Consider the following 24,493-nt stretch of genomic DNA (forward strand, 5'->3'; position numbering starts at 1 on the left):
ATACTCGATGGCGCGGCCAACACAGTTCGTCAACGCTATGCGGGACCGACGATGAGTACGGGAAGCATGACGGACTGGCGTTCGATTTTCGGCCACGATCAGCCCTACGACGAGCAGGTCGACGGTATCGAGACCACGATCGACACTGCTCGAGACGGTGGCTACACCGTCGTCGAGGGAGCCTGTGGCACCGGGAAGACGATGATCGCGCTCACTGCAGGGATCGATCTCGTGCGCGATCCGGACACCGACTACGAGCGCGTATTCGTGCTCACAAGCGTCAAACAGCAACTGCGCCAGTTCGAAGCCGACCTCGAGACGATCAACGAGAACCTCCCCGACGACTGGGACCCCGTTTCGGGGCTCACGCTCGTCGGGAAAGCCGACGTCTGTCCGTACAACCGCGAAGGGGCGGGTGGGATCGATGACGGCAACGTCTACGACCGCTGTGAGACGCTGCGGGACCGAACCCGTGATCTCACCGGCGAGGGCGGCGAGACGACCGCTGCAAGCCTCGCCGCGAGCGCGCGCCAGCAACAGACCGGCCTCGCTGATAGCGGCCGATCCGGTCCAACCGGGCGATTTCTCGAGACCGCCGACGAGACGGCCGCCTATCCGCCGGAAATGCCGACCTATTCAGATGGCGGCCCCGTCGGTGCCGAAACCGAGTACTGCCCGTTCTACGCCCAGTACCTCGAGGATCTCCCCGAGGAAGGCAGCGATGGAGACACGGGCGAGGCCGTCCCGTACGATTTCACCGAGGCCGGGATGATCACGCCCGAGGATCTCGTCGCGCGCTCGGTGGCCCACGGGAGCTGTCCCCACTCGATTATGGGGGCCGTCCTCGGTCACGCCGAAGTCGTCCTCGGGAACTACTACCACGCGTTCGACCCGCGGACGACCGGCTCGTTTACCGGCGCACTGCTCGATGACTCGACGTTCGTCGTCTGCGACGAGGCTCATATGTTAGAGCCACGCGTGCGCGACCTCGTCAGCGACGGGGTCGCCGACACGACCCTGCGTGACGCCGAGACCGAACTCTCGAGGGTCATCCAGCCGATCAAATTCGAACGCGAGGGGCGACACGCCGAGGGCGGCTCGAAGACGGCCGACGCCGACCTCGTGCGCGCGGAACTGGACGACAGCGACGTTACTTTCGAGGAACTGAATCGCACCCTCGAGTTCGTTCGGGACCTCCGGGAGGAACTCGATCGCCGGGTCACTACCTATCTCGACCGGAACCACAGGGGGTGGCGGTCGAATCTCCACGAGCTTTCCGATGCAGAAATTCCGCTTCGGGACCCAGCTGAGCCAGCCGAAGACGAACTCACCGCGTGGGCGCGCAAAGCGGACCACAGCGACGCCGAGTGGGTCCGCGCCGAATCCGTCGGGGCCGTCGTCGAACGGATTTTAAACGAGGCCGAAGAAGAAGACCGAACCCGTGCTGCGCCCGCTGTGGGTCGCATCCTCGGGGAGTGGTACCGACGGGACCACGTTGACTACTTCCGCGAGATCGAACTCGAGCGCACCTGGGACGAAACCGAACCCGCCGACTCGTGGCGGCGGGCCTACAGTGCGAGTCTCGCCCTGCATAACTGCGTGCCGAGCGACGCGATCGGCGACCGCCTCGCGACCTTTGGCGGCGGGATCCTCATGAGCGCGACCTTGGAGCCGGTGGACGCCTTCACGGAGGTGACGGGCCTGGAGTACCTCGCACGCGAGGAAGACAGACCCGTCGTCGAGCGACGCTACGGACTGCACTTCCCCAAAGAAAACCGCGAGAGCTTCGCGGTTTCGGTCCCGAAATTTACGTATGACAATCGCGGCCGGCCGGACGAGGACACGCAGACCAGAACGGCCTACACGGACGCGATCACGAAAATCGGCCGGCTCCCGGGGAACGTCCTCGTTGGGATGCCGAGCTACGCCGAGGCCGAGTGGATCGCCGGGCGGCTCGAGGCCCGCCTCGAGAAACCCGTCTTGCTCGATGCGGCGAGCGACGACGAGACGACCCAGTCGCTCAAACACGAGTTCTTCGCGGGCGAGGGCAAAGTGCTCGTCACGAGTCTCCGGGGGACGCTGACCGAAGGTGTCGACTACAGCGGCGACCGGCTCTCTGCGGCCGTCGTCTGTGGCGTCCCGATCGTCAACACCTCGAGTCCCCGGACCAAAGCCGTTCGACGGGCCTACGACGACGCGTTCGGGGACGGCTTTGCGTACGCGCTGACGATCCCTGCAGTGCGCAAGGCCCGACAGGCGATCGGTCGCGTCATCCGCTCGCCGGACGACGTCGGCGTCCGCGTCCTGTTGGACGAGCGGTACGCCCGCGAGAGCTGGGATTCCGTGCGGCCGTATCTTCCCGATGACGGCGAGTTCCAGACGGTGAGTCCGGACATGCTCGGGATGGGCCTCGAGCAGTTCCGGTCTCGACTCGACTTCGAGTCGTAATCGCACCTGGCTCTCGAGGCGAGGGCGCTAATCAGTCGGAGCGGCGAACCGTCACCGTCGGTGCCGTCGTCTCGACGTACAGCGAGTACAGCAAGATCGTGAACCCGCCGGCGGTGAACGCACTCTGGATCGTCACGCCGAGGGCGACGCTCCCCTCGAAGAGGTGGGCGATTGCGCCACCCAGCGATCCGATGACGATGAACCCGAAACCGGCTGCGACCGCACGCAGGGCTGTCGAGCCAGTCCGTCGAAAGGCCCGGTAGGCGAGCAGCGCAACGGCACCGCCGGTGAGCAGCGTTGCAGTGTTGGCAACTGCAATGAGGAGTGTGTATTCGTTCATGGCTTCGTCGAGTCGAGACGCCGCCCGCGTCCCGCTCGGACGGCAACTGGTCGACACTCGAATTCCTGTTTGGCTATCGGCTATTCCGCAGTTCTCTCACTTGAGTGACGCTGTCTGTTCCCAGTTCGAGAGAACACTGACCGATGTCGAAACCGACACTATCGAGTCTCGACGTCGTCCGTCTCGAATCGATCCACCCAGTCCGTGAGCCATGCTTCGAGCGCTCCGCGGAGTTCGGTATAGCTCGTCGAGATCGGCTCCGGTGGTCGACGTGCTGTCTCTTCGAACAGTGGACGGGGGGCGACGCTCTCGTCCTCGATAGCTGGGAACTGAACGTTCCGGCGGGCGAGTTCGGACTGGATCTCACTCGAGAGGACGAACTCGAGGAACGCGTAGGCGAGATCGGGTTCGGTCGCCGCGTCGAAGATGCCCATTCCCTCGGGAAGCGCGTACCCCTCCTCGTTCGGAAACGCGACCTGATGGCGGGCCGAATCGCGGTCGTCGACCGCGGCAAAGATGGGATCGCTCGAGTAGGAGACGACCAGCGGCCGGTGTTCGTCCAGATACGCGTCGTAGTAGGTGTCGCTCCAGGAGTTGCGTACCTCGACGCCGTTTCCCACGAGGTCTGCCCAGTAGTCGAACGCGTCCGCTTCGCCCATCGCCTCGATTGTCCACAGCAAGAACGCCTGTCCCGGCATCGAGTGGCCCGGATGCTGGGCCAACAGCGTCTCTGCGTACGCGGGATCGAGCAGGTCGTCGAACGTCTCTGGTCCCTCGAGTTCGTCCTCGTCGTAGACGAGGCTGACGTAGCCCGTGTCGTAGGCCAGCCCACGCCCGTGTGGATCACCCAACGCGAGTTCGTCGCGGATGCGCTCGGAGCCGTCGATCCGATCGCGGTTGAGCTCGCGGAGCAGCCCACCCTCCCCGACCCTGTCGTCGATTCGTGCGAGATCGCCCACGGTGAACCCGAGGAGGATGTCGACATCGATCTCGGCGGCGTACTCGCCGCGTCGAACGTAGTGTTCGACACCCTCGGTCGGGACGATCCACTCGAGTTCGGCGTCGGGATACGCTTCCAGAAATGACTCCTCGAGCCACGGGCCGGCCGGGTTCGGGCCCGTGACCATCGATCGGTAGGTGGCGATTCGGAGCGTGCCATCGTACTCGGGCTCGTCAGGCTCCGGGTCGCCGTTTTCGGGGCCGTCCGGTGGCTCGTCATCGCCGTTTCGGGTGAGACAGCCAGCGAAGCCAGCTACTGCGCTCGTGCCTGTGGCTCCGATCGCCCGAACGACCGTCCGACGCTTCATTCATCGAGTATATGTCGTCGAGACGTAAGACTCGTTCCCAACCTTCTGCTGGACAGAAAGGTTTTACCGTCGCAGTGTGACCCACGGGTGTGACAGCGACGCCGAACGCGACCGCCGATCGAACCCGTCGATACGTACTCGGGGGTGTCGTCGCGCTTCTCGGCCTCGTTACCGGGGCGATCTTGCTCGAGGTCCTCGGCACGATTCTGTTCGCGCTGACGGTCGCCTACGTCTTGCTGCCGGTACAGGGCTGGCTTGTCAGACGCGGTCTCTCGGAGTGGGTCGCAGCAGCTGCCGCGACGCTGATCGGTTTTGCCAGCGCCGTCGCCGTCTTCTCCCCGATCCTCATCACACTGTACTTCCGCGTCGATCAGCTGATGGCCATCATCGAGGACCTCCCTCGAGAGGTCCCGATCACGGCCTTCGAGATGACGTATACGGTCGACGTTGCCGAAGTTCAGGCACCCGCACTCGACGTGCTCAGCAGCGCCGCCGTCTCGTTCGCGTCGGCGCTGCCAGTGCTTGCGATCAAGTTCGCACTCTTCGTTATCCTGTTGTTTGCGATCCTGCTCAAGGGTGATGCGGCCGGTCGAGCCGCGATCGCGCCGATCCCACACGAGTACCGCGACGTCGTCTACGCGCTCGCGAAACGGGCTCGCGAAACGCTGTATGCGATCTACGTCCTCCAGCTTGCGACGTCGGTCGCGACACTGCTCATCGGCTACCCGCTGTTCTGGCTGCTCGGCTACGAGGCAGCCTTTACCCTTGCGATCGTCGCGGCGATCTTGCAGTTCGTGCCGATCATTGGCCCGAGCCTGCTGATCCTCCCCATCGCGATCTATCACGTTGCCGTCGGCGAGCTCGCCGCGGCCATTCTCGTCGGCGTTCTCGGGGTCGGGCTCGTCGCCTGGTTCCCCGACGTCGGCGTCCGACCACGCCTCGCCCGTCGCTCCGCCGGCCTGCCCGGGAGCCTCTACTTCGTCGGCTTTACCGGCGGCCTGTTTACGCTCGGCGCGATCGGGATCGTCGTCGGCCCGCTGATCGTCGCCGTCTTCGTCGAGGCCGTCGACATCCTCGCCGACGAGGTTAACGGCGACGCCACCTTCAGCGAGCTCGTCGAGGCCGACCCGGAGGGGCCACCCGGCTCCCGCGGCACTGAGACCACGATGACGACGCCCGAGGACCTCCCATCGGAGGAGTCGGGGTCGCACGCGGCCGACGATTGACCGAGCTGTCGATTCCTGTGACACCACCGGCGGCCGGTCGCCGTTTCCCCCGTCGCTTTTCGCCGTGGCGCTTGTGTATTCGAGTATGCCGACCGCCAGAACGCTCGTCAACGCGATCATCGGTGCCGTCGTCAGCGTCGTGCTCTCGTTTATCCCGCTCTCGACCATTCTCGGCGGCGTCGTCGCCGGCTTCCTCGAGGGACCGGACGTCCGCGAAGGCTCGATCGCCGGCGCGATCGCGGGTGCGATCATGTTCCTGCCGTTCGCCGGCCTCGCGCTCGTCGGGATCGGGATCCTCGGCTTCGGGATGGGGGTCGCTGCGGCCCCAGTCGAGGGGTTCGTCGTCGCGGCGTTTGCCATCCTCGTGTTCGTCTCGATCCTGTTCGTCTACACCGTCGGCCTGTCGCTACTCGGCGGCTATCTCGGCGCGTATCTCGCCCGGGAGTACCCCGAGCAACACGCCGACACCCTCGAGACGATCGGCCGCTCGCCGTCGCCGGCGCGGACGGGCTCGATCGAACCCACGCGGCCGCCAAGTGCCAGTACTGATCGCTCGAGTCGATCCGATCGTCGGACGGCCGACACGGATCGCGACCGTGGAACTGATTCCCTCGAGACGGACGATTCGTTCGAGACGGGTGACTCGAGTCGATCCGACCGCGAAAACGAGCGGGACCGACGGTAGTGTATCCGATCGCAACCTGTCTGCGGGTGCGCCGGCAACCAGTGACGGGAGACCGTCTTACTCGTATCGGAGCGCGTCGATCGGGTCCGTCCGCGCCGCTTTCCAGGCCGGGTACAGCCCGGAGGCGATCCCGACGAGGATCCCGACTGCAACTGCCAACGCAACGTACTCGTAGGGGTAGACCAGCGGTAGATCGATGTACCACGCACCCAGATAGCCGGCGACGAGACCCAGTACCGTCCCGAGGATCGCGCCGACCACACCGAGGATCACCGCTTCGGCAAGGAACAGCCCCAGAATTTCCCGGTTCTGTGCGCCGATGGCTTTCATGATCCCGATCTCGCGGGTCCGTTCGGTCACGGAGACGAGCATAATGTTCGCGATACCGATCGAGCCCACCACGAGCGAGATCGCCGCAATCCCGACGATGAAGTTCTGCAACAGGTCGAGAACGTCCTGGAGCTGTTGGAGGAGTTCCGCGCTCGTCTGAAGCGTTATCTCGAGGTCATCACCCAGCAGTTCACTTGCATCTGATTCGTCGCTCTCGAGATACGCAATCGCGCTCTCCTGGGCGCGATCGACCGCCGCTTCGTCGGCCGATTCGGCTTCGACAACGATCGCTAGGAAGAGCGCACCGTCGCTCATCCCGGCCGTGTCGGTGGTGTTCGCGTCGTCACCGCTGCCATCGCCACCGGGGCCGCCGTCGCCGATCGCACCCGGGAACGCGCCGGCGGCATCCTCGGTGTAGAACGGGTCCGTCGGCACGTAGACGCGTGGCGAAGGCTCGAACCCTTCGAACGGACTCAATCCTTCGGAGGTGTCGGTGATCCCGACGACGGTGACGGTCGTCTGTTGGCCACCCTGCAAGGCAATCGTCAGTTCGTCGCCGACGCTAACGTCCTCCTCGAACTGCCCAGCCACGGCCGGGTTGATAACCGCCTCGCGTTCACCCTGTTCGAACTGGCGGCCCTCCTCGAGGGTGTTCTCCCTGATATAGGGCGGCCCGGCTGCGACCAGAGCATCGCTCTGGGGTGTGATCTCCCCCTCGTAGACGAGCGCCTGCGTCGACAGCGGCATATAGCCGTAGGCCGCCTCGATGTCCTCGTCGTCGTCCAGCGTCTCGAGGTCGTTCTGACTGAATACGGGTTGGGCGCCGGCGAGTGGGCCGCCTTCGGTTCCCGGTTCGGCGGCCCAGCCGTAGCTGTTGCGCTGGTCGTCGGGGCTGATGTCGCCGATGACGCCCGCCTGCAGGCTCGCGCCCAGCGTGACGAACGTGATCACCGCCGCGATGCCGATGATGATCCCCAGCGTCGTCAGCGACGAGCGCAGTTTGTGCCCACGGATCGACCGCCACGAGAGGCGCAGACTCTCTCCGGGCCGCATCAGGAACTCGCCTCGCTGCCGGCGGGGCTCGGGGTGCCGTCACCCGCGTCGTCGAGCGTTTCGATTCGCTCGATCTTGCCGTCGAGCAGGTGGACGATCCGGTCGGCGCGTTCCGCGACGTGGCGTTCGTGGGTGACGACGACCATCGTCGTCCCGGCGTCGTGAAACTCCGCGAACAGATCGAGGATGTCGGCTTCGGTCTCCGTATCCAGGTTTCCAGAGGGCTCGTCGGCAAGCACGATCGCCGGATCGTTGACCAATGCGCGCGCGAGGGCGACCCGCTGGCGCTGGCCGCCCGACAGCTCGTTCGGCAGGTGATCTTCGCGGTCGGCGAGTCCGACCCGCTCGAGCAGTTCCCGGGCCCGGTCGTGTCGTTCGGTCCGACTGACGTCCTGGAACAACTGCGGGAGAGCGACGTTCTCGAGGGCAGTCAGTCTGGGCATGAGGTTGAACGTCTGGAAGACGAAGCCTACCGTCGTCCCCCGAAGCGTGGTTCGCTCCCGGCTGTCGAGGGCGGCCACGTCCTGGTCGTCGACGACGACGGTACCCTCGGTTGGCGTATCGAGACAGCCCACGAGGTTCATTAGCGTCGATTTCCCCGAACCGCTCGGGCCCATGATCGCCGTATACGATCCTCTCGGGATCTCGAGGCTGACGCCATCCAGAGCGTGGACGGGCTCGCCGAGCTGGTAGGTTTTGCGAACGTTCTCGAGGGCGACCGCCGTGCCGGTGCTGGATTCCCCCTCGGATGCGGGTGTTGCCATACTGACTCGTATACAGCCCTGGGGAAAAAACCTCGAGCCAAACGAGCGGTCAGTTCGCTGTACGGTCTGCCCGAACTGCCCGCTCGAGACCGTCGTTTGCTCACCTGCTCGACGGGCCACGAGATTGCAACGTTTTTCCCGTCCCCGTGCGCCGTACAACGCATGAAGACGGCAGGCGGATCAAACGCGGCGAAACGACGTGCCGGCGAACGCGCAGCCGAGGCGGTCGAGGACGGGTTCGTCGTCGGCCTCGGAACCGGCTCGACGGCCGCCTACGCGATCGACGCGATCGGACGGGCCGTCGACGACGGCCTCGAGGTAGAGGGGATTCCGACCTCGTTTCAGTCCCGTCGACGGGCGCTCGAGGCCGGAATTCCGTTGACGACACTCGATGCGGTCGACGGCGTCGACCTCGCGATCGACGGCGCGGATCAGGTCGCTGACGACCCGGATGCGAGCGGCTACGGCGCGCTCATCAAGGGTGGCGGTGCTGCACACACGCGCGAAAAACTGGTCGATGCGGCGGCCGACCGGTTCGTCATCGTCGCCGACCCCTCGAAGCTTACACCAACGCTCGAGCGGGCGGTCCCGGTCGAGGTCATCCCCGACGCACACACTGTCGTCGCTGACCGACTCCGTGACCTTGGCGGCGAGCCGACGCTTCGCGACGCCGAACACAAAGACGGGCCGGTCGTCACGGATAACGGAAATCTCGTGATCGACTGTGCGTTCGGCCTGATCAACGAGCCGGAGACGCTCGCGACGCAGCTCTCGAGTGTGCCAGGCGTCGTCGAACACGGGCTGTTCGTCGGGCTGGCCGACGCGACCTACATCGGGACGGCCGACGGCGTCGACGTGCGAGAGTACTGACCGCGTTACTGTTCTGACGGTCGCTGCGCTGTGTATAGCTCGTCGTCTCGGCTGAACAGGAGCCCTCGAGGCGAGCCATCGGAACGGTCCAGGGCCGGAGCCGCCCCGTCTCGGGGGTGTCGAACGCGAGCCGTTCGCCAGCGTCGATGAGCTGCCTCGGGAAGACGGCCTCGAGCAGTCCGATGCTGATCGCCAGCGCGCGGATCACGCGGCCCCGTCGCCGGCGGCGTCCGCGCTGTCGTCGGGCTCAGTGCCCGTCTTCGAGAGTGCGACGACGACAAGATACACCACGCCGAGCAGTCGGGCAGCAGGTTTCACCCACGGTTTCGACTGCAGTTCGTCGTGGTTCGCATATACCAGCCGCTGGCTCTGGTTGATGATCGGCTGTGGGACGAACACGAGCACGACACCGGCGGCAGCGAGCAGCACGCACGTGGGTGTCCACTCCGACTTTCGACGGGCGAGCAGCCAGACGAAGAGCGCTCCCTCGAGTCGGGCACCCCATAGCGCCCACGGTCGGATTTGGGCGTCCTCGGCGTTCTCGAGGGCGATTCGCTCACAGGCGTCGATCACCGGTTGCGGTTTCGCGATCTCGGCGATCCCGAACGCGATCAGTAGTCTACGTAACATACCCACTGTACATCGGCATCCGTGAAAAAGCTCCACTCGTGGTGGGTGAGACGGCGATGCTCGACAGGCGTCGATGAACACCTTTTCAACGCCCTCACGCTAGTTTCCGGTGGAGACGATTCGATGCCCGAGACATCCGACAGAAAAGACGATCATATCCGCATTATCGAAGAAGAGGACGTCGAAACCTCGGGAACGGGGTTCGCCGATATCGAGCTCGTTCACGAGGCGCTCCCGGAGGTCCATCGCGACGAGATCGATACGTCGACGACGCTGTTCGGCCACGAGCTAGCGGCCCCCATCGTCATCGAGAGCATGACCGGCGGCCACCCGAACACGACGAAAATCAATCGCAACCTCGCCCAAGCCGCCCAGCAAATGAACGTCGCCATGGGCGTCGGCAGCCAGCGCGCTGGCCTCGAACTCGACGACGAGGACCTCCTCGAGTCCTACACGGTCGTCAGAGATGTCGCCCCCGATGCGCTCCTGTATGGCAACGTCGGCGCGGCGCAGTTGCTCGAGTACGACGTTGACGACGTCGAGCGGGCCGTCGAGATGATCGATGCCGACGCGATGGCCATCCATCTGAACTTCTTACAGGAGGCTGTCCAGCCCGAAGGCGACGTCGACGCGCGTGGCTGTCTCGCCGAAATCGAGCGGGTCGCTGCCGACCTCTCTGTTCCGATTGTCGTCAAGGAGACGGGCAGCGGCATCTCGCGGGAGACGGCGATGCGACTCGCCGACGCCAGCGTCGATGCGATCGACGTCGCCGGACAGGGTGGCACGACGTGGTCCGGCATCGAGTCCTACCGGGCGGCCGCCGTCGGCGCTGACCGGCAGGAAGCGATCGGCCAGTGCTTTCGCGCCTGGGGCGTCCCGACGGCGGTCAGCACGCGTGAGGCTGCGTCCGTCCACGACTGTGTCATCGCCAGCGGCGGCGTCCGGTCGGGGCTAGATATCGCCAAAGCAATCGCCCTCGGAGCCCGCGCTGGCGGCCTCGCAAAGCCGTTTCTCAGTCCAGCCGGCCAGGGAACCGAGGCTGTTGTCGACTTACTCGAGACGCTCGAACTCGAACTCCGAACGGCGATGTTCGTCACCGGCTCGGCGTCGGTCGAGGAGTTACAGTCAGCCGACCACGTGGTCCTCGGCCGAACAAAAGAGTACCTCGACGGTCGACAGCAGTAGCTGCCCGCTTCCGTTTTCGACGACAGCCGAGCCAGCGGCTGTCTACCGTAGCGTCAATAAAAAATACTCGAGTCGCGTACCTTACAGGTCGCGGGGCTGGACCGTCTTCCGGTCGTTTGCTTCTGCACGTCGTGCAGCGTCCTCGAGCAGCTCATCGACTTCCTCGTCGAGTGCTTCGTAGAAGTCCGAAGCGACGTTTTTGTCATCGAGCGCTTCCTTCACGGCGGCTTTGACGATAAGATCTGCCATACGATATACGCGTTCCGCGTTCCCCAATATAAATATTGTGGTTACTCTCGGGAATACGGGGGCTGCAGCGGTTGACCCGCCTGTTTCGACGGCACTCACCACCGGAAAGTATATGTTTGATGAACCGAGGATCTGCGTTCGAGTGCTGTCTGTGGGCGGAACCCCGCTCGCGCGCGGTGTCTGTCCGTCGTGTGCCCTTTCACACGGACCGACGGAATCGAGATACTCGTTCCCAAAGGCGTGTCCGCACGAACTCCTCGAGGTGAGGTTCGCGGAGACGGTCCCCGATACGGGATTCGTCGCCGACTGCTAGGCAATAGTGGTCGAGCGAGCGATTGGAATCAGCTGTCTCGGAAACACGTGTGTGAGTTCCGGAAAATATTATTGGTAGATCGAAAATCCAAACATTGTTTGGAGAAGGTTATTTACCTATTCACCGGGTAGCGTGTAGTACCGGCCCCAGCCGGTGTGACCACTGCCCAATGCCCAAGTGTGACCACTGCGGCGCGCACGTTTCCGAGCGCTTTGCACGTGTCTTCGCCGACCAGAACGGAGAAATTCGCGCGTGTGTCAGCTGCTCGGCCAACGCAGGGATTGCAGAAGCCGCGAAAGAGCGCGCTCGCGGCGCCTGATCCACTCAAGAACAGCCACCGATTACCACGTGCCCCCATTGCGTTGCGTTTCCGTCTCGTTTTCCAGAGATGCGATACCGGGTCCCGTACTGATGCCTATTCTCGTCGAACCGGAGGGACGAAATCCGTCGACGGCGTACGTTCGCCAGTCGATGTCAGAACACGTTGTCTACGTGCTCGAGTGTGCCGACGGCTCGTTGTATACCGGGTATACGTCCGACCTCGAGCGACGGGTTCGCGAACACAACGCCGGCGACGGGGCAAAGTACACTCGCGGACGGACGCCGGTCGAACTCAAATACACCGAGCGGTTCGAATCGAAATCGACCGCGATGTCCCGCGAGTACGAAATCAAGCAACTGACGCGCCGCGAGAAAGAGCGACTCGTCGGCCTCGAGTGAGACGGGCTGCTGTCCCACTGTCTCGGCGCGACCGCAGGACGGCTTGCGGTCGCCCCGAAAATGGGGACCGCAGACCGTATACATCTGTACTCCCGGTGGGACGCGACAGTGATCGTCTTGTTTCAGTAACCAGTCCACAAAGCAGATACTCTTTCACCTCGTTTCTTGGTATCATATGGATATCGACATCGTCGACGATCTCAAACGGCCGGCGTACACCGGCGAAAACCGGTGTGGGCCGTGTACGGTACTGAACCTGCTCATCGCGGCCGTAGTCGGGTCACTCGTTGCACGCCGATCACGCCTCGGTGGGCTGCTCGCGGTCGGGCTGTCGATCGGCCTGATCTATCTGCGCGGCTATCTCGTCCCCGGAACGCCGACGCTCACCAAGCGATATCTCCCGCCAGAGGTCCTCCGCTGGTTCGGCAAGGAGCCGGAACCTGACCTCGCGAGCGGGTTCGGTGCTGGCACGACCGACCCCGCGAACGAGGTGACCCAGCCCCCATCGGCGGACAACGATGAGGATGCGGTCCGCAGTGCCGACGATGAGTCGGCGGTCGCGCCAGCGAGGGATGCTACCGACGAGACCGGCGACACCGAGACGAACGTAACGGCCGCGGACGCTGCCGATTCTGCTGTCGAGGACTCGGTTGTCGACCTCGAGACGTACTTCCTCGAACACGAGATCCTCGAGCCCTGTGCCGACAAAGACGACCTCTGTCTCACCGACGAGTTCGAGCGCGCCTGGTTCGAGCGGATCGAGACGCTGGACGACTCGGGCCTCGACGCCGAGGCCGTCATCGACGCGTTCGGGTTCGATGCCGACCCCGAGGCGTTCGACCTCGAGACCCGCGGCGACGCCCACGTACTCCGATCCGACGCCGGCGTAGCCGGGCGCTGGCCGTCCCGTGCCGCGTTGCTCGCCGACGTCGCCGCCAGTCGCGTCCTCGAGACATGGACACCCGCCTGGGACGACCACGACTCCGAGACGAACGGCCGGATCTGCAATAGCCTCCGAATGTTCCTCGAGACGTGTCCAACCGGCGGCACGGTCAGCATGGGTGAGGAAGTCGTCGAATCCTGCTGCAGTGCACACGACGTGGTTGCTGTGACCTGCGATGAGACGGGCGAACGGCTCTTCGAGCAGCGACTCGACACCGTCGACGTTTGAGACGAGGGGTCGACGCGAGTACTGTCAGCTGTTGTAGACAACGCCGCCTTTTTCGTCGGTGACGGAGACCCACACGTATGGAGACGATCAGCTTCGGTACCGATGGCTGGCGGGCGACACTCGAGGAGTTTACGACGCCGCGGGTTCGGATGGTCGGCCAGGCCGTCGCGACGTATCTACAGGACGAGGGACTCGAGGGGACGGTCGTCGTCGGCTACGACGCGCGCGAGACCTCGCGCGGCTTCGCCGAGGAGTTGGCTCGAACGCTGTGTGCCAACGGCTTCGACGTCATCGTGCCGGACCGCGACCGGCCGACACCGCTGGTCGCCCACGCTATCGTCGAGCGCGAACTGGCGGGGGGGGTTGCGATCACGGCTTCGCACAACCCACCGGAGTACAACGGCGTGAAGTTCATTCCCGCCGACGGCGCGCCGGCGCTGCCCGAGGTGACAGACGCCATCGCGGATCGTCTCGCCGAACCCGAGGCGCTCCCCGAAGCCCAACACGGCTCCGTCCGGGAAGTCGACCTGACGACGCCACACGCTGACGCCGCCCTCGAGTTAGTCGAGGGGATCACTGGCAGTGCCAACCTCTCGGACGCGGGACTGACCGTCGCCTACGACGCCATGCACGGCAGCGGTCGCGGAACGACTGACGCCATCCTCGAGCGCGTGGGTGTCTCCCTCGAGTGTCTGCGCTGTGAGCGAGACCCGACCTTCGGCGGCGGGGCACCCGAACCCGCCTCCGAGAATCTCGAGGCGCTGATCGACATCGTCACCGCCGACGGGACCGCGCCGACGCTTGGAATCGCAAACGACGGCGACGCCGACCGCATCGCCATCGTCACGCCCGAGCGGGGCTATCTCGACGAGAACCTGTTTTTCGCCGCCCTCTACGACTACCTGCTCGAGGCCGATTCGGGGGCGGTCGTCCGCACGGTCTCGACGACCTACCTCATCGACCGCATCGCCGAGGCCCACGGCGAGTCGGTCCACGAAGTCCCAGTCGGGTTCAAATGGGTCGCACAAGCGATGGCCGAGGGCGACGCGCTCGTCGGCGGCGAGGAATCCGGCGGCTTCACCGTCCGCGGCCACGTCCGCGAAAAAGACGGCGTCCTCATGGCAGTGCTCGCGGCCGTGATGCACGCTGAGGAACCCCTCGACGAGCGCGTGGATCGCTTGCTCGACGAACACGGAACCGTCATCCAGGACAAACTCAGCGTAGCCTGTCCGGACCACGAGAAGGCTCGGGTGCTTTCGGACCTCGAGGACGAAATGCCCGAGACCGTCGCCGGAACCGACGTCGAGGGCGTCAACACCGCCGACGGCTTCAAGCTCCAGCTCGCCGACGGCTCGTGGCTGTTGATCCGCCCCAGCGGGACCGAACCTGTGTTACGAGTCTACGCGGAAGCTGCAGACGAGGAACGCGTCGGAGCGTTGCTCGAGGCCGGCGAGACGTTGCTCGAGCCGCTAGTGTGAGGCGGCTCGTCGGCGGGACGTAGCGCGTTCGCTCGAGTAACCTTTCAAATCGTAAGCGCTTCTATGTTAGAACACTGACAGCCGCCTGTGGCTGACGACCGGGTTACAGTATCCGATGACGACCCAGCCGAGTCAACACGAGGACCGATTCAAATAGCCGTGATCGTGCTCCTCGCCGTGCTCTGGAAGAGCGGCTCGCTCGTGTTTTCGTTTGTCCTGGTGGTTCTTGGCTAGCTTATCCCTGCTGCTGTCGTCGTTGTCGCGCTGGCCGTCTTTTTGCCGGTATCCTCGTGTTAGACCCGATTCTCTCGGTGCTTGGGCTTTCGAACCAGGCGATCGCTGCGATCGCCGGCGGTGCCGTCATCGGTGGGGTGTGGATCGTCGGGCTGAAACTTTTATTCGACTGGTGACTCGTTCTCGAGTTTCGGGCCGAAACCGTCGGCAGTCGGTTCCAGTCGACGTCGGGTTGCGTGCTCCGGGCCCCTTTTTACCACCGTTGACCCGTTGGCTAGAGCCATGAGCGAACACTCCCGCGAGGACGCCGCGTATACGGAACTCGAGCCCGATTCGTGGCATCAAACCGACGACGGCAACTACTACATCGACTGTCCGGAGTGTGGCTCCGCGGCGACACTGATGAACGTCGTCACACACGGCCGCTGTAACGGCTATCTCGATCAGCGAGAAGACGAGACCGAACTCGACGAGGAAGCGTTCGACTGTACGGCGAAACTCTGGCTCGAGCTCGGCTATATGTCCGATCCCAAGCCGGAGGCAACGAAGTCAGACGCCGAACAGTCCGCCGAGAGCGTCACGACGGGCAAGGGTGTGCCGGCAGAAGGCTCGCCAGCGGGCACGGATGGCACGGTCGACACCGATCAACAGTAATCTGGCACGTCTCACTCCGCCTGCGTGTTAGTTGACGCGCTCCGCCGGGACGCCGACGACCGTCGCGCCTGGTTCGACGTCCTGGGTAACGACTGAGCCAGCCCCGACGGCAGCGTCTTCGCCAATCGTAATATCACCTAATAGCGTCGCGTTCGCCCCGAGTTGGGCACCGCTTTCGACCGTCGGATGCCGCTTAACTGGTTCGTTTGTGTCACCGCCAAGCGTGACGCCGTGATACATGTGGACGTCGTCGCCGATCTCGGCCGTCTCGCCGATGACGACGCCCATGCCGTGATCGATCGTCACTCGCCGCCCGACCGTCGCGCCGGGGTGGATTTCGACGCCCGTAAGCGTGCGGACGACGTGTGAGAGCAGCCGTGCGAGGAGCCGAAAGCCCCGATTCCAGAGCCAGTGAATGCCTAGGTGGGCCCAGACGGCGTGTAAGCCGGGATAGGCGAGGACGACCTCGAGACACCCCGTCGCGGCGGGGTCACGCTCACACATCGTCCGGGCGTCCTCACGAATGCGTCCGAACATCTGTCTGTTGGCTCGAGTCGAGGATCGTGAGGCGATACTGGTTGGATCGTGCCGCCGGCCGAGTCGGCGGGCGACAACACCGGGACACAGCGTGACGCGGTCGCTTGCTGTCGGTACACGCGGTGTGGCCGGTGGATATCATGAACGGACCTAGCAGCGCAGTCCGTGTAAAAAGATTCGTTTCTCGGTCTCCACGCCTCGTCGCCAGCCCTCACTTCCCGCGGGCCAGGCGCTGGCCGATCCGGTCCGGCAGCCCCGCGTCCGTGACGGCGTTCTGGACTGTCTCGACATCGTATTCGACACGATAGGTATCGACGGTCATCGCCTCGAGGTCGACCACGGCGTAGCCCGCCCGTGGGTCGCCGTCCCGCGGCTGGCCGACGCTGCCCGGATTGACGACGATACCCTCGGCGTACTGTTCAACACCCTGGATGTGGGTGTGGCCGAGCACCAGCACGTCTTCGTCCTCGAGCAGCCGCGGCGAGAACTCAGACGGCCGGGTGTAGCGGGTGTATCGCTTTGGATCGTCTGGATGCCCGTGAACGAGTTTGATCCGACCGTCGCAGGCGCGCCGTTCCGTCGGGAGCGACTCGAGCCACGCGAGCTGGTCGTCGTCGAGTTGTTCGCTGGCGTGTTCGACGCCCGCTCGAGCCATCCGATTGAACCCAGCCGGCGTGCCCTCGACGACCGCGGCGTCGTGGTTGCCCATCACCGTCGGCACGTCCCGCCGTCGGAGTTCCTCGATGCAGTCGGTCGGCCAGGGATTGTAGCCGACGACGTCGCCCGCACAGAGGAGGTCGTCGACGGCGGGCATGTCCTCGAGGACGGCCTCGAGCGCGACCCGATTCCCGTGGACGTCCGAGATGAGTCCGATCTGCATGGGCGTGGCTAATGCGCTCGAGCGGTTTGTAGGTTAGCGAACCGTGTCCCTGCACGGTCACCAGTCGATTCATCATACGGACTGCTGTCGTCACGTCCCGCCGATCGCCGACCCGTACGTGGCGATCGGCCCGGATCGTTCGCCCTCATGTGGAACCAGCCCAGTCAGATCTAATCATGATAAAAATTATTAAGTTATATTCATTTGAACTGTAACTGATGAATCGGCGACAGTATCTGTCGTATACGGGACTTGCAGTGGTGACTGCAACCGCAGGCTGTCTCGGGAGTGACGACGACGATTCCGAACCGGCCGGCGGAGACGCGACGGGCGACGACGCCGACTCGGCCAACGGAGAGTCGGCGGAAACGCCACCGGAGTTCGAAGACGGACCGAGCGAACTCGGCGAAGGCATCGTCTTTTACACCGATCCTGGTGACGCGGAGATTTCGTTTACCCCGTTCGAGGCGTCGTTTTCGAGCGTGATCGTCGACGAAGCGAACGGCCGGCCGGTGTAAAGACGCCCGACAACGAACTGGTTCTGACGGTGCTCGTTGAGGTGTCGAACACTGGTGACGAGACGGTCGACGTCCCGGGCGACGTCACCGTTGAGGTGGATGGAGAGCGCTATCGGCACCTCATGAACACGGGCGTCGGCAATGAGTACGACCAGCTTTCGTCGCTGGAGCCCGGTGAACGGATCGTCCGGACGCTCGCGTTCGATATCCCTGACGTGGACGCGCCGGATCGACTGACGACGACCTGGGAAGCCCGTGACCTGACGGGAGCGTTACTCTCATCGACGGCCGAATGGGAACTCGCTCCGGAAGCCGTCACACAGCCTGGCAAGCGCATCGACGGTCTTGCCGTCGGTGACGTCCTCGAGGTCCGGGATCAGCGGACGCGATACGAACTGACCGTGACTGCCATCGAAACGGACCGTGGTGACGACGGCCGGACGGCGGTAACACTGGACGTCGAGAACCTCGGTCCATCGACGATCGAGGACCCGATTCACCACAGACTGGCGCTGGTGGCTGCCGATGAACCGGTCGAGCGACTGGACGGCGACGATCCGTTCGAGCCCGTTCCGCTCGAGCGGGGCGAACGCTCCCGAGTGGAACTCGCGTTCGAGGGGGACTCGGCAGAGAGCCGTCACTTCGAACTGCAGTTAACTCCGTACGCGACCGCTGTCTGGGAGTCTACGGCGTAACGGTCCCGATCGGTGACAATTGATCAGTCGCCGTTCTCGAGTGCCGTCTCGAAGCCGTCGTCGGTTCGGGCGATGCCGGCCGCACAGACGGCGTGTTCGAACTCGAGATCGAACGCCTCGCTTGCGGCGGCATCGGCGCTGTCGGCCTCGAAGGCGAACGATTCGGGCGCGTTCTTCTCGTAGGTCGCGACCAGCGTCGGCTCCTCGACGGTCTCGACGAGCAGCGCGTCCTTGCGAACCGTGCCGATCATGGCCTCGCCGTCGTCGCTCATCGTCGCCGCAATCCGTGGCGTGTCGTAGTCGTCCTTCTCGTAATCCAGCGCCAGCAGGCTCTCGGCGAGCGCGTCCCGGGCGGGGTAGCCCAGCTCGAGTTTCTCCGCGATCGGATCGACGTGCGAGCCGTTACCGAATGCGGCTGTCTCGCCCGTTGGGGTGTCGACGACGCGTAGGCAGTTGTAGGAGACGTAGGGGTTGTCCGTCTCCGGCGCGTCGTCGGTAGGACCGACGGTGAGCGCGTCCTCTCGAGCGGTGATCTCGCGGTTCGGGAACGAGCGTGACGAGACGCGGTAGGCGCCGACCTCGGGGCCGACGACGACAAATCGTCCAACGTACATACGCGAATGTGTACAGGCACGACGAAAATGTGTGTCGATTTGTGCATCATCGTCGCTATTCTGCCGCTGGCCGAGGCGAGGATTTATATCCGATGAGGCGGCCAACGGCCGTGTGACGTCCGAACGGGAGTGTCTCGAGTCGTTGCTCGAGGCTGCAAAGCGACTCGGCGAGTCGCCGACGAAAGCACAGTACGAGGAGATGGGGCTGACGCCATCGGCGTCGACCATCTTACGGGTTGTCGGTGGCTGGAACGTTGCGAAAACGAAAGCCGGCTTCGAAACGGAACCGTCGACGGGAACACGCACTGCGTCGAAGCCTGCGAATATTGAACTGCCGGACGGAATGGAATGGGAGAACCTCTCTCAGGATCAGCGATGGCACTACAAACACGCCGACTGGAATACTGAGCGGTCGCTCCAACGCCAGAACGCACATCGGGCGTGGGCAAATGAACTTCAGCGAACGCGTGGTGGCTGCACCCGATGTGCAGAACAGGACCCTGCATGTCTCGACTTTCACCATGTGAATGAAGACGAGAAAGAGATGGCTGTCGGAAAGATGATTTCCTTTGGGTACTCCAGAGATCGAATCAAGGCTGAGATTGAGAAGTGCATCGTTCTCTGTGCGAACTGCCATCGAAAAGAACACTACAACCCACCGCTCGACTGATCGCCATTCGTTCGCAATCACAGTCGAGTTCGTAACACTCTAATATGGATACCTCCTACAGATAGGTACGTCGTCGGAAACGAAGCCGACGAAAACACATCAGTCCATTGGGGTAGCGGCCAATCCTGAAGCCTTCTGGGGGCTTCGACCCTGGTTCGAATCCAGGATGGACTACTTCTTCCAAACTTTCAACTCGAGAATAATCCTCTCCCCGTCTTCGCTTTTCCAGTGGAAACGAGGGGGTCTCTCGACCGAGTGGATCACAGAGAATAGACTGAGCACTCGAGTAGAATCAATCATCAAATACTCGACAAGCAGTGAGTCACTAACAGCAAACCCGCGCTCGAGAACACCTTGCTTTTATCGTTGCTACCGTTCGTAAACACCTTCGCGCTCGAGGTCACCACGCCTCTGCAACACAGTTGGTGTCCGACACATCCCCGGTGCGCCGGTCACCTGTGGGACGGTGCAGTTGTTACAGCTTTCACAGAGCACGCGGGCGTTGTCGGGAGCGTCCTTGAGGAGTCGCGCGCCGAGGCGGGGTTCAGCGTAGAACGGACGAGCCATTCCGACCATGTCGCAGGCCGGCTCCTCGCTGCCGTCTCCGAGCAGTCGATCCATCCGGCTGCGCTCGCGAATCCCACCCTCGGCGAGCACCGGGATCGACACCTGCTCGCGGACGCGCCGGCAGAAGTCCTCGTTCCACGCGGGGTCGAAGTCGTACTGCAGCGACTGGACGCGGTTTGCGGCGGCGACGAGTTTCCGACGTGTTGTGCCGCCAAACGCCGCGTCGTACTCGTCGTACAACCCTTCGTTCCCCCAGGCCCGTTCGGGGTATGCTCCGCGAACGATGCTCATGTCCCAGACGACCGACGTCTGGACGGGAACGACCGCGTCGTAGCCGATCTTCTCGAGTCGACGGGCGATCTCGATGCCGTCCTCGAGCGAGAGTTTCCGCCGGACGACGGGCGAGGGCGGTGCGGGCGTTTCTGCCGGTACTTTGGTGAGTAGCGGAACGTCCCCGGCCCGCTTGCGGATCTCGTCGTGGACGACCGCGAGAAACTCGAGTCTGGCCTCGGGCGAGCCGCCGAACTCGTCGTCCCGGTGGTTGTAGAAGGGAGACAGGAACTGCTGGACGATACCCATGTTCGCGCCCGCCAGATGGATGCCGTCGTAGCCCGCGTCAGCCGCGTACGCTGCCGATCGGCCGAAGTCGGCCGCGAGCTCGTACACTTCGTCGGTCGAGAGGACGTGCGGGTCGGACGAGAGAAAGCCGAGTCGATCCAGCGCTCGCAACTGCCACGGCGGCTCGGAGACGGCGAGTTGCTCGAGATCTGGATGCTCGCGTCGGTACTCGGCGTGCCAGGTCTCCATGCTTCGGAGGCCGCCGTGCTCGAGTTGGACGACGATCCGGCTGCCGTGGTCGTGAATCCGGTCGGTCAGCCGCGACAGTCGCTCGACGAACTCGGGATCGTGGACGCGGGTCATCCCCGGGGCGGCACAGCCGCCATCGCCGCTGACGATCGTCGCGCCCTGACAGATGAGGCCGACGCCCGACTCGGCGGCGGGTTCGAGGTCGTCGATCAGCGTGTCGACCGCGTCGGGACCGTTGCCGGCACACTCGAGCAGCGGCGCGCGATAGAGCCGGTTTGGGATCGTCACGCCGCCGATCTCGATCGGGTCCTCGAGGGTGGCCATGCAGGGCGTATCACGGGAGCGAATAAGAGCGTAGTGGCGATCGCGATCGGTTCCGGGACGTCTCGAGTCGCCGTTACGGTCGAATCGCGGATCGCCGACTCGAGGTCGACGGCATGAGCGGCGTCAGGGCGGGAGGACGACCGCACGGCCCTCGATTTCGTTGTGCTCGAGGCGTTCGGCGACCGTGTTGATCTCACCGAGGTCGTGGCGTTCGGTGTGGAGTTCGACGTCGCCGCGGTCGACGAGCGCGACGAGTTCCTGGAGTTCGGCGTACTTGCCGACCAGCGTGCCACAGAAGGCGAACTCGCCGTTGACCAGCGCCTGGCTGGGTTCGTGGATGTGGCCGCCGTAACCGACGATATGGTGGTCGCCGCCGGCGGCGACGATCTCCGGTGCCAGCGCAGTCGTCTCGTCTCTGCCGACGAAGTCGACGACCTGCTGTGCGCCCTCGTCGTCGGTTAGATCCGCGACGACGTCGGCGAGGTCCTCCTCGGCGGAGTTGACGGTGTGGCGCGCGCCGAGGTCGTCGGCCAGTTCGAGCGCCTCGTCTTTGATGTCGGCGGCAACGATGGTTGCGGCGCTCATCGCGTCGAGACACTGCAGGCCGATATGGCCGAGGCCGCCGACGCCGATGACGACACAGGTGTCGCCCGGGTTCAGTTCGCGGACGGCCTTTTTTGTGGCGTGGTAGGCCGTGATTCCCGCATCGGCGTGGGGAGCGATCTCAGTTGGGTCGACACCGTCGGGTAGCGGGATGACCGCTCGCTCGTTAGTCCGGAGGTACTCGGCGAAGCCGCCGTCGGTGGTGAGGCCGTTGAACGCGCTGTTCTCGCAGTACATATCCTCGCCGAGCCGGCAGGGCCGACAGATGCCACAGGTCTGGACGGGATGACAGATGACCGGATCACCCTCCTCGACCAGTGTCACTTCGTCGCCCGTTTCGGCGACGATACCGGCGTTTTCGTGTCCCAGCGTCATCGGTAGATCCTGTGGCGCGTACTCTTGCCACATGCCTTCGATAATGTGGTTGTCCGTCTGACACCACCCCGCGCCTTTGACCTCGATCAGTACGCCATCGGAGCGTTCGATTTCAGGGCGATCGACGTCATCGATCGAGAGTGCGTCGCTCATCTCGTCTGTGTACTCGTGGAGACGGGCTGCTTGCATGGTACCAAGTTACAGTCCAACACACGCAAAGAAAACGTTCCCCCAAAGCGTCGCTCACTGTGAATCTATGGGTGTTGAGACAGTAGGCTCGCCACTACATACATACTCCATATAGAAATTATAACTCACAAATTCCTGAAAAAGACTGATGGCTTATGGTAACAATAATCATGATACAATGTACCGCAATAACGGTGAAGAGATCTTCGTCATCGACGGCCACGTACACCTGTGGGACGCCACGGAGGACAACATCAAACACGACGGTGGGGAGGAGTTCATCCAGTGTTTCTACGACTACCACACGACGTTCACGCCCGAGGACCGTCAGTGGGACATCTCCGAGTATCGGAAATACGGCGCTGATCGGATGGTCGAAGACTTATTCGCCAACGCGGCCACCGATATGGCGATCTTCCAGCCGACGTATCTGACCGATTTCTACACGGAGGGGTTCAATACTACCGAACAGAACGCCGAACTCGCGACCGAACACCCCGAGCGGTTCATCCTCAACGGGACGTTCGACCCGCGCGACGGCGAGGACGGCCTCGAGTACCTCGAGAAACTCCACGACGAGTACGAGATTCCCGGGGTCAAACTCTACACCGCCGAGTGGCGTGGCGACTCGAAAGGGTGGCGACTCGACGACGAGGAAGCCTTCGAGTTCTTAGAGAAGTGCCAAGAGCTCGGTATCGAGAACATCCACGCTCATAAGGGGCCGACGATCCGCCCCCTCAACCGCGACGCGTTCGACGTGAAAGACGTCGACGACGCGGCCTCGTCGTTCCCGGAACTCAACTTCGTCGTCGAACACGTCGGCCTCCCGCGACTCGACGACTTCTGCTGGATCGCCGCCCAGGAGAACAACGTCTACGGCGGCCTGGCCGTCGCCGCGCCGTTCGCCCAGAACCGGCCGGGCAAGTTCTCCGAGATCATGTCCGAACTCCTCTGGTGGCTCGGCGAGGATCGCGTCCTCTTCGGCTCGGATTACGCGCTGTGGAACCCCGACTGGCTCGTCGGGGAGGTCCTCGAGGCCGAACTCACGCAAGAACACCGCGCGGAGTACGGCGTCGAGTGGGATCTCGAGACCAAACGGAAGGTGATGGGTGAGAACGCGGCCGAGTTATACGACATCGATATCGAGGCGAAACGCCAGGCGTTCCAGGACGACGAGATCAGCCAGCAGTTCGGGCTCGAGGACCACTACGCGAGCGAAGAGCCCGCCGCGGCGGACGACTGATGACCGCCCAGACGTCCGACGGCCCGACTCGAGCGGCCGTCCGCGATCGACTGGACCGCGTGACCGATCCGGAACTCGACCGGTCGATCGTCGACCTCGAGTACATCGATTCGATCGAGATCGACGGCGGCCGCGTCAGCGTCACGTTCACGCTGCCGACGGCGTGGTGTTCGCCGGCGTTTGCCTGGATGATGGCGGTCGACGCCCGCGACGAGATCGAGTCACTGCCAGCGGTCGAGACGGCTCGGATCACGCTCACAGAGCATATGCACGAGACGGAGATCAACCGCGGCGTCAACGAACGGCTGTCCTTTGCCGAGGCGTTTCCCGACGCTGACGGCGATGTCGAGGCCGTCCGTGGGGAACTCGACGAGAAGGCACGGGTCGCACGGCAGTACGACGCGGTCGAGACACTGCTCGAGGCCGGCCTCCACGCCGAGGCGATCGTCGACCTCCGACTTCGAGACCTCGAGGTGGCCGATCCCGGGGCCAACACGGCTCGAGCGGACAGTACCGAGACAGCGACCGACGACACGATCGCCATCTACGCCCACGACCGCTCGTTTGCCGTTTCAGTTCCCGCGGCACCGCTCGAGCGCTATCTCGAGAAAGCCCGCGAGACGACCCTCGTGACGGATCCCGACGAGCGACTGTTCCGAACACCCGAGGGAGAGCCGATCCCGCTCGAGTCGTTCGACCTCGTCCGCCGGCGCGGGCGACTCGCACAGGTCAACATGTCGAGTCAGGGTGGGATCTGTGACGGGCTTCGGGAGGCCAGAGAGGGGCGGCTCGAGGAGACTGCCGACGACTGACG

25 protein-coding genes, 1 tRNA gene and 1 pseudogene are annotated in these 24,493 nt (G+C 63.9%); 16 read left to right on the forward strand and 11 right to left on the reverse strand.

Annotated elements, in window-relative coordinates:
* The first annotated feature begins 66 nt into the window (after positions 1-66).
* The gene (locus BW940_RS09110; RefSeq protein ID WP_076608886.1) at positions 67-2,448 is read left to right on the forward strand and encodes an ATP-dependent DNA helicase; all 2,382 of its coding nucleotides are present in this window, start codon (positions 67-69) and stop codon (positions 2,446-2,448) included.
* A gap of 31 nt (positions 2,449-2,479) precedes the next feature.
* Here the strand turns inward: BW940_RS09110 and BW940_RS09115 are convergent, their stop codons facing one another.
* Positions 2,480-2,788 carry a DUF7521 family protein gene (locus tag BW940_RS09115; protein WP_076608887.1) on the reverse strand — a complete coding sequence of 103 codons (309 nt, stop codon included), beginning with the start codon at positions 2,786-2,788 and terminating at the stop codon, positions 2,480-2,482.
* Positions 2,789-2,946: 158 nt separating this feature from the next.
* A complete protein-coding gene (locus BW940_RS09120; protein WP_076608888.1) occupies positions 2,947-4,095 on the reverse strand; it encodes a thiamine ABC transporter substrate-binding protein in 1,149 nt (382 codons plus the stop codon).
* Between the two features lie 89 nt (positions 4,096-4,184).
* Here BW940_RS09120 and BW940_RS09125 point away from each other — a divergent pair, with 89 nt between their 5' ends.
* Both BW940_RS09125 and BW940_RS09130 read left to right on the forward strand, forming a co-directional pair.
* Positions 4,185-5,321, forward strand: a complete 1,137-nt coding sequence (locus BW940_RS09125; RefSeq protein ID WP_076608889.1) for an AI-2E family transporter — start codon at positions 4,185-4,187, stop codon at positions 5,319-5,321.
* An 85-nt stretch (positions 5,322-5,406) separates the two neighbouring features.
* Positions 5,407-6,006 carry a DUF5518 domain-containing protein gene (locus BW940_RS09130; RefSeq protein ID WP_076608890.1) on the forward strand — a complete coding sequence of 200 codons (600 nt, stop codon included), beginning with the start codon at positions 5,407-5,409 and terminating at the stop codon, positions 6,004-6,006.
* Positions 6,007-6,063: 57 nt separating this feature from the next.
* On the opposite strand, the gene BW940_RS09135 is transcribed toward BW940_RS09130, so the two are convergent.
* Positions 6,064-7,389 (reverse strand): ABC transporter permease, encoded by a 1,326-nt coding sequence (locus BW940_RS09135; protein ID WP_076608891.1) that lies wholly within the window; start codon positions 7,387-7,389, stop codon positions 6,064-6,066.
* A complete protein-coding gene (locus BW940_RS09140; protein ID WP_076608892.1) occupies positions 7,389-8,153 on the reverse strand; it encodes an ABC transporter ATP-binding protein in 765 nt (254 codons plus the stop codon). The genes BW940_RS09135 and BW940_RS09140 overlap by 1 nt, the downstream gene beginning before the upstream one ends.
* Before the next feature lie 162 nt (positions 8,154-8,315).
* Here BW940_RS09140 and rpiA point away from each other — a divergent pair, with 162 nt between their 5' ends.
* Positions 8,316-9,023, forward strand: a complete 708-nt coding sequence (rpiA, locus tag BW940_RS09145; RefSeq protein WP_076608893.1) for a ribose-5-phosphate isomerase RpiA — start codon at positions 8,316-8,318, stop codon at positions 9,021-9,023.
* A 204-nt stretch (positions 9,024-9,227) separates the two neighbouring features.
* Here rpiA and BW940_RS09150 read toward each other — a convergent pair whose 3' ends face one another.
* Positions 9,228-9,653, reverse strand: coding sequence for a hypothetical protein (locus BW940_RS09150; protein ID WP_076608894.1), 426 nt, complete (start codon positions 9,651-9,653; stop codon positions 9,228-9,230).
* A gap of 123 nt (positions 9,654-9,776) precedes the next feature.
* Between BW940_RS09150 and fni the strand changes: the two genes are divergently transcribed.
* The gene (gene fni, locus BW940_RS09155) at positions 9,777-10,838 is read left to right on the forward strand and encodes a type 2 isopentenyl-diphosphate Delta-isomerase (RefSeq protein WP_076608895.1); all 1,062 of its coding nucleotides are present in this window, start codon (positions 9,777-9,779) and stop codon (positions 10,836-10,838) included.
* 81 nt (positions 10,839-10,919) lie between these two features.
* On the opposite strand, the gene BW940_RS09160 is transcribed toward fni, so the two are convergent.
* On the reverse strand, positions 10,920-11,087 hold the full coding sequence (locus tag BW940_RS09160; protein ID WP_005578700.1) for a DUF1931 family protein: 168 nt from the start codon (positions 11,085-11,087) through the stop codon (positions 10,920-10,922).
* A gap of 482 nt (positions 11,088-11,569) precedes the next feature.
* Between BW940_RS09160 and BW940_RS22660 the strand changes: the two genes are divergently transcribed.
* The 5 genes from BW940_RS22660 (at position 11,570) to BW940_RS09180 (ending at position 15,657) form a co-directional block, all read left to right on the forward strand.
* On the forward strand, positions 11,570-11,719 hold the full coding sequence (locus BW940_RS22660) for a DUF7563 family protein (protein ID WP_169331112.1): 150 nt from the start codon (positions 11,570-11,572) through the stop codon (positions 11,717-11,719).
* 152 nt (positions 11,720-11,871) lie between these two features.
* Positions 11,872-12,120, forward strand: coding sequence for a GIY-YIG nuclease family protein (locus BW940_RS09165; RefSeq protein ID WP_076608950.1), 249 nt, complete (start codon positions 11,872-11,874; stop codon positions 12,118-12,120).
* Between the two features lie 175 nt (positions 12,121-12,295).
* The gene (locus BW940_RS09170) at positions 12,296-13,291 is read left to right on the forward strand and encodes a hypothetical protein (protein WP_076608896.1); all 996 of its coding nucleotides are present in this window, start codon (positions 12,296-12,298) and stop codon (positions 13,289-13,291) included.
* Between the two features lie 77 nt (positions 13,292-13,368).
* Positions 13,369-14,769: a phosphoglucomutase/phosphomannomutase family protein gene (locus BW940_RS09175; RefSeq protein ID WP_076608897.1), complete on the forward strand. Its 1,401-nt coding sequence runs from the start codon at positions 13,369-13,371 to the stop codon at positions 14,767-14,769.
* Between the two features lie 516 nt (positions 14,770-15,285).
* Complete coding sequence (locus BW940_RS09180; protein WP_076608898.1) at positions 15,286-15,657, forward strand: hypothetical protein; 372 nt, start codon at positions 15,286-15,288, stop codon at positions 15,655-15,657.
* Between the two features lie 27 nt (positions 15,658-15,684).
* Here the strand turns inward: BW940_RS09180 and cysE are convergent, their stop codons facing one another.
* Entirely contained in the window at positions 15,685-16,194 is a 510-nt protein-coding gene (cysE, locus tag BW940_RS09185) for a serine O-acetyltransferase (RefSeq protein ID WP_076608899.1), read from the reverse strand.
* A 211-nt stretch (positions 16,195-16,405) separates the two neighbouring features.
* Entirely contained in the window at positions 16,406-17,074 is a 669-nt protein-coding gene (locus BW940_RS09190) for a metallophosphoesterase family protein (RefSeq protein WP_076608900.1), read from the reverse strand.
* Between the two features lie 218 nt (positions 17,075-17,292).
* On the opposite strand from BW940_RS09190, the gene BW940_RS09195 reads away from it, so the two are divergent.
* Positions 17,293-17,592: a hypothetical protein gene (locus BW940_RS09195; RefSeq protein WP_076608901.1), complete on the forward strand. Its 300-nt coding sequence runs from the start codon at positions 17,293-17,295 to the stop codon at positions 17,590-17,592.
* Positions 17,583-18,287: pseudogene (locus tag BW940_RS09200) on the forward strand (DUF4352 domain-containing protein); the annotation flags it as partial. The gene BW940_RS09195 and the pseudogene BW940_RS09200, both read left to right, overlap by 10 nt.
* A gap of 23 nt (positions 18,288-18,310) precedes the next feature.
* Here the strand turns inward: BW940_RS09200 and BW940_RS09205 are convergent.
* The gene (locus BW940_RS09205) at positions 18,311-18,901 is read right to left on the reverse strand and encodes an IMP cyclohydrolase (protein WP_076608903.1); all 591 of its coding nucleotides are present in this window, start codon (positions 18,899-18,901) and stop codon (positions 18,311-18,313) included.
* Positions 18,902-19,013: 112 nt separating this feature from the next.
* Between BW940_RS09205 and BW940_RS09210 the strand changes: the two genes are divergently transcribed.
* Together BW940_RS09210 and BW940_RS09215 are read left to right on the forward strand one after the other, a co-directional pair.
* The gene (locus tag BW940_RS09210) at positions 19,014-19,571 is read left to right on the forward strand and encodes a homing endonuclease associated repeat-containing protein (RefSeq protein WP_235847788.1); all 558 of its coding nucleotides are present in this window, start codon (positions 19,014-19,016) and stop codon (positions 19,569-19,571) included.
* Positions 19,572-19,672: 101 nt separating this feature from the next.
* Positions 19,673-19,745: transfer RNA gene (locus BW940_RS09215), tRNA-Gln, on the forward strand.
* Positions 19,746-19,940: 195 nt separating this feature from the next.
* On the opposite strand, the gene BW940_RS09220 is transcribed toward BW940_RS09215, so the two are convergent.
* Positions 19,941-21,269, reverse strand: coding sequence for an oxidoreductase (locus BW940_RS09220; RefSeq protein WP_076608904.1), 1,329 nt, complete (start codon positions 21,267-21,269; stop codon positions 19,941-19,943).
* 123 nt (positions 21,270-21,392) lie between these two features.
* A complete protein-coding gene (locus tag BW940_RS09225) occupies positions 21,393-22,436 on the reverse strand; it encodes an NAD(P)-dependent alcohol dehydrogenase (protein WP_076608905.1) in 1,044 nt (347 codons plus the stop codon).
* Positions 22,437-22,614: 178 nt separating this feature from the next.
* Between BW940_RS09225 and BW940_RS09230 the strand changes: the two genes are divergently transcribed.
* Together BW940_RS09230 and BW940_RS09235 are read left to right on the forward strand one after the other, a co-directional pair.
* On the forward strand, positions 22,615-23,679 hold the full coding sequence (locus BW940_RS09230) for an amidohydrolase family protein (RefSeq protein ID WP_076608906.1): 1,065 nt from the start codon (positions 22,615-22,617) through the stop codon (positions 23,677-23,679).
* Positions 23,679-24,491: a metal-sulfur cluster assembly factor gene (locus BW940_RS09235; RefSeq protein WP_076608907.1), complete on the forward strand. Its 813-nt coding sequence runs from the start codon at positions 23,679-23,681 to the stop codon at positions 24,489-24,491. The genes BW940_RS09230 and BW940_RS09235 overlap by 1 nt, the downstream gene beginning before the upstream one ends.
* Positions 24,492-24,493: the final 2 nt, after the last annotated feature.

The organism is Natronorubrum thiooxidans (assembly GCF_900156475.1).
Classification (GTDB): domain Archaea; phylum Halobacteriota; class Halobacteria; order Halobacteriales; family Natrialbaceae; genus Natronorubrum; species Natronorubrum thiooxidans.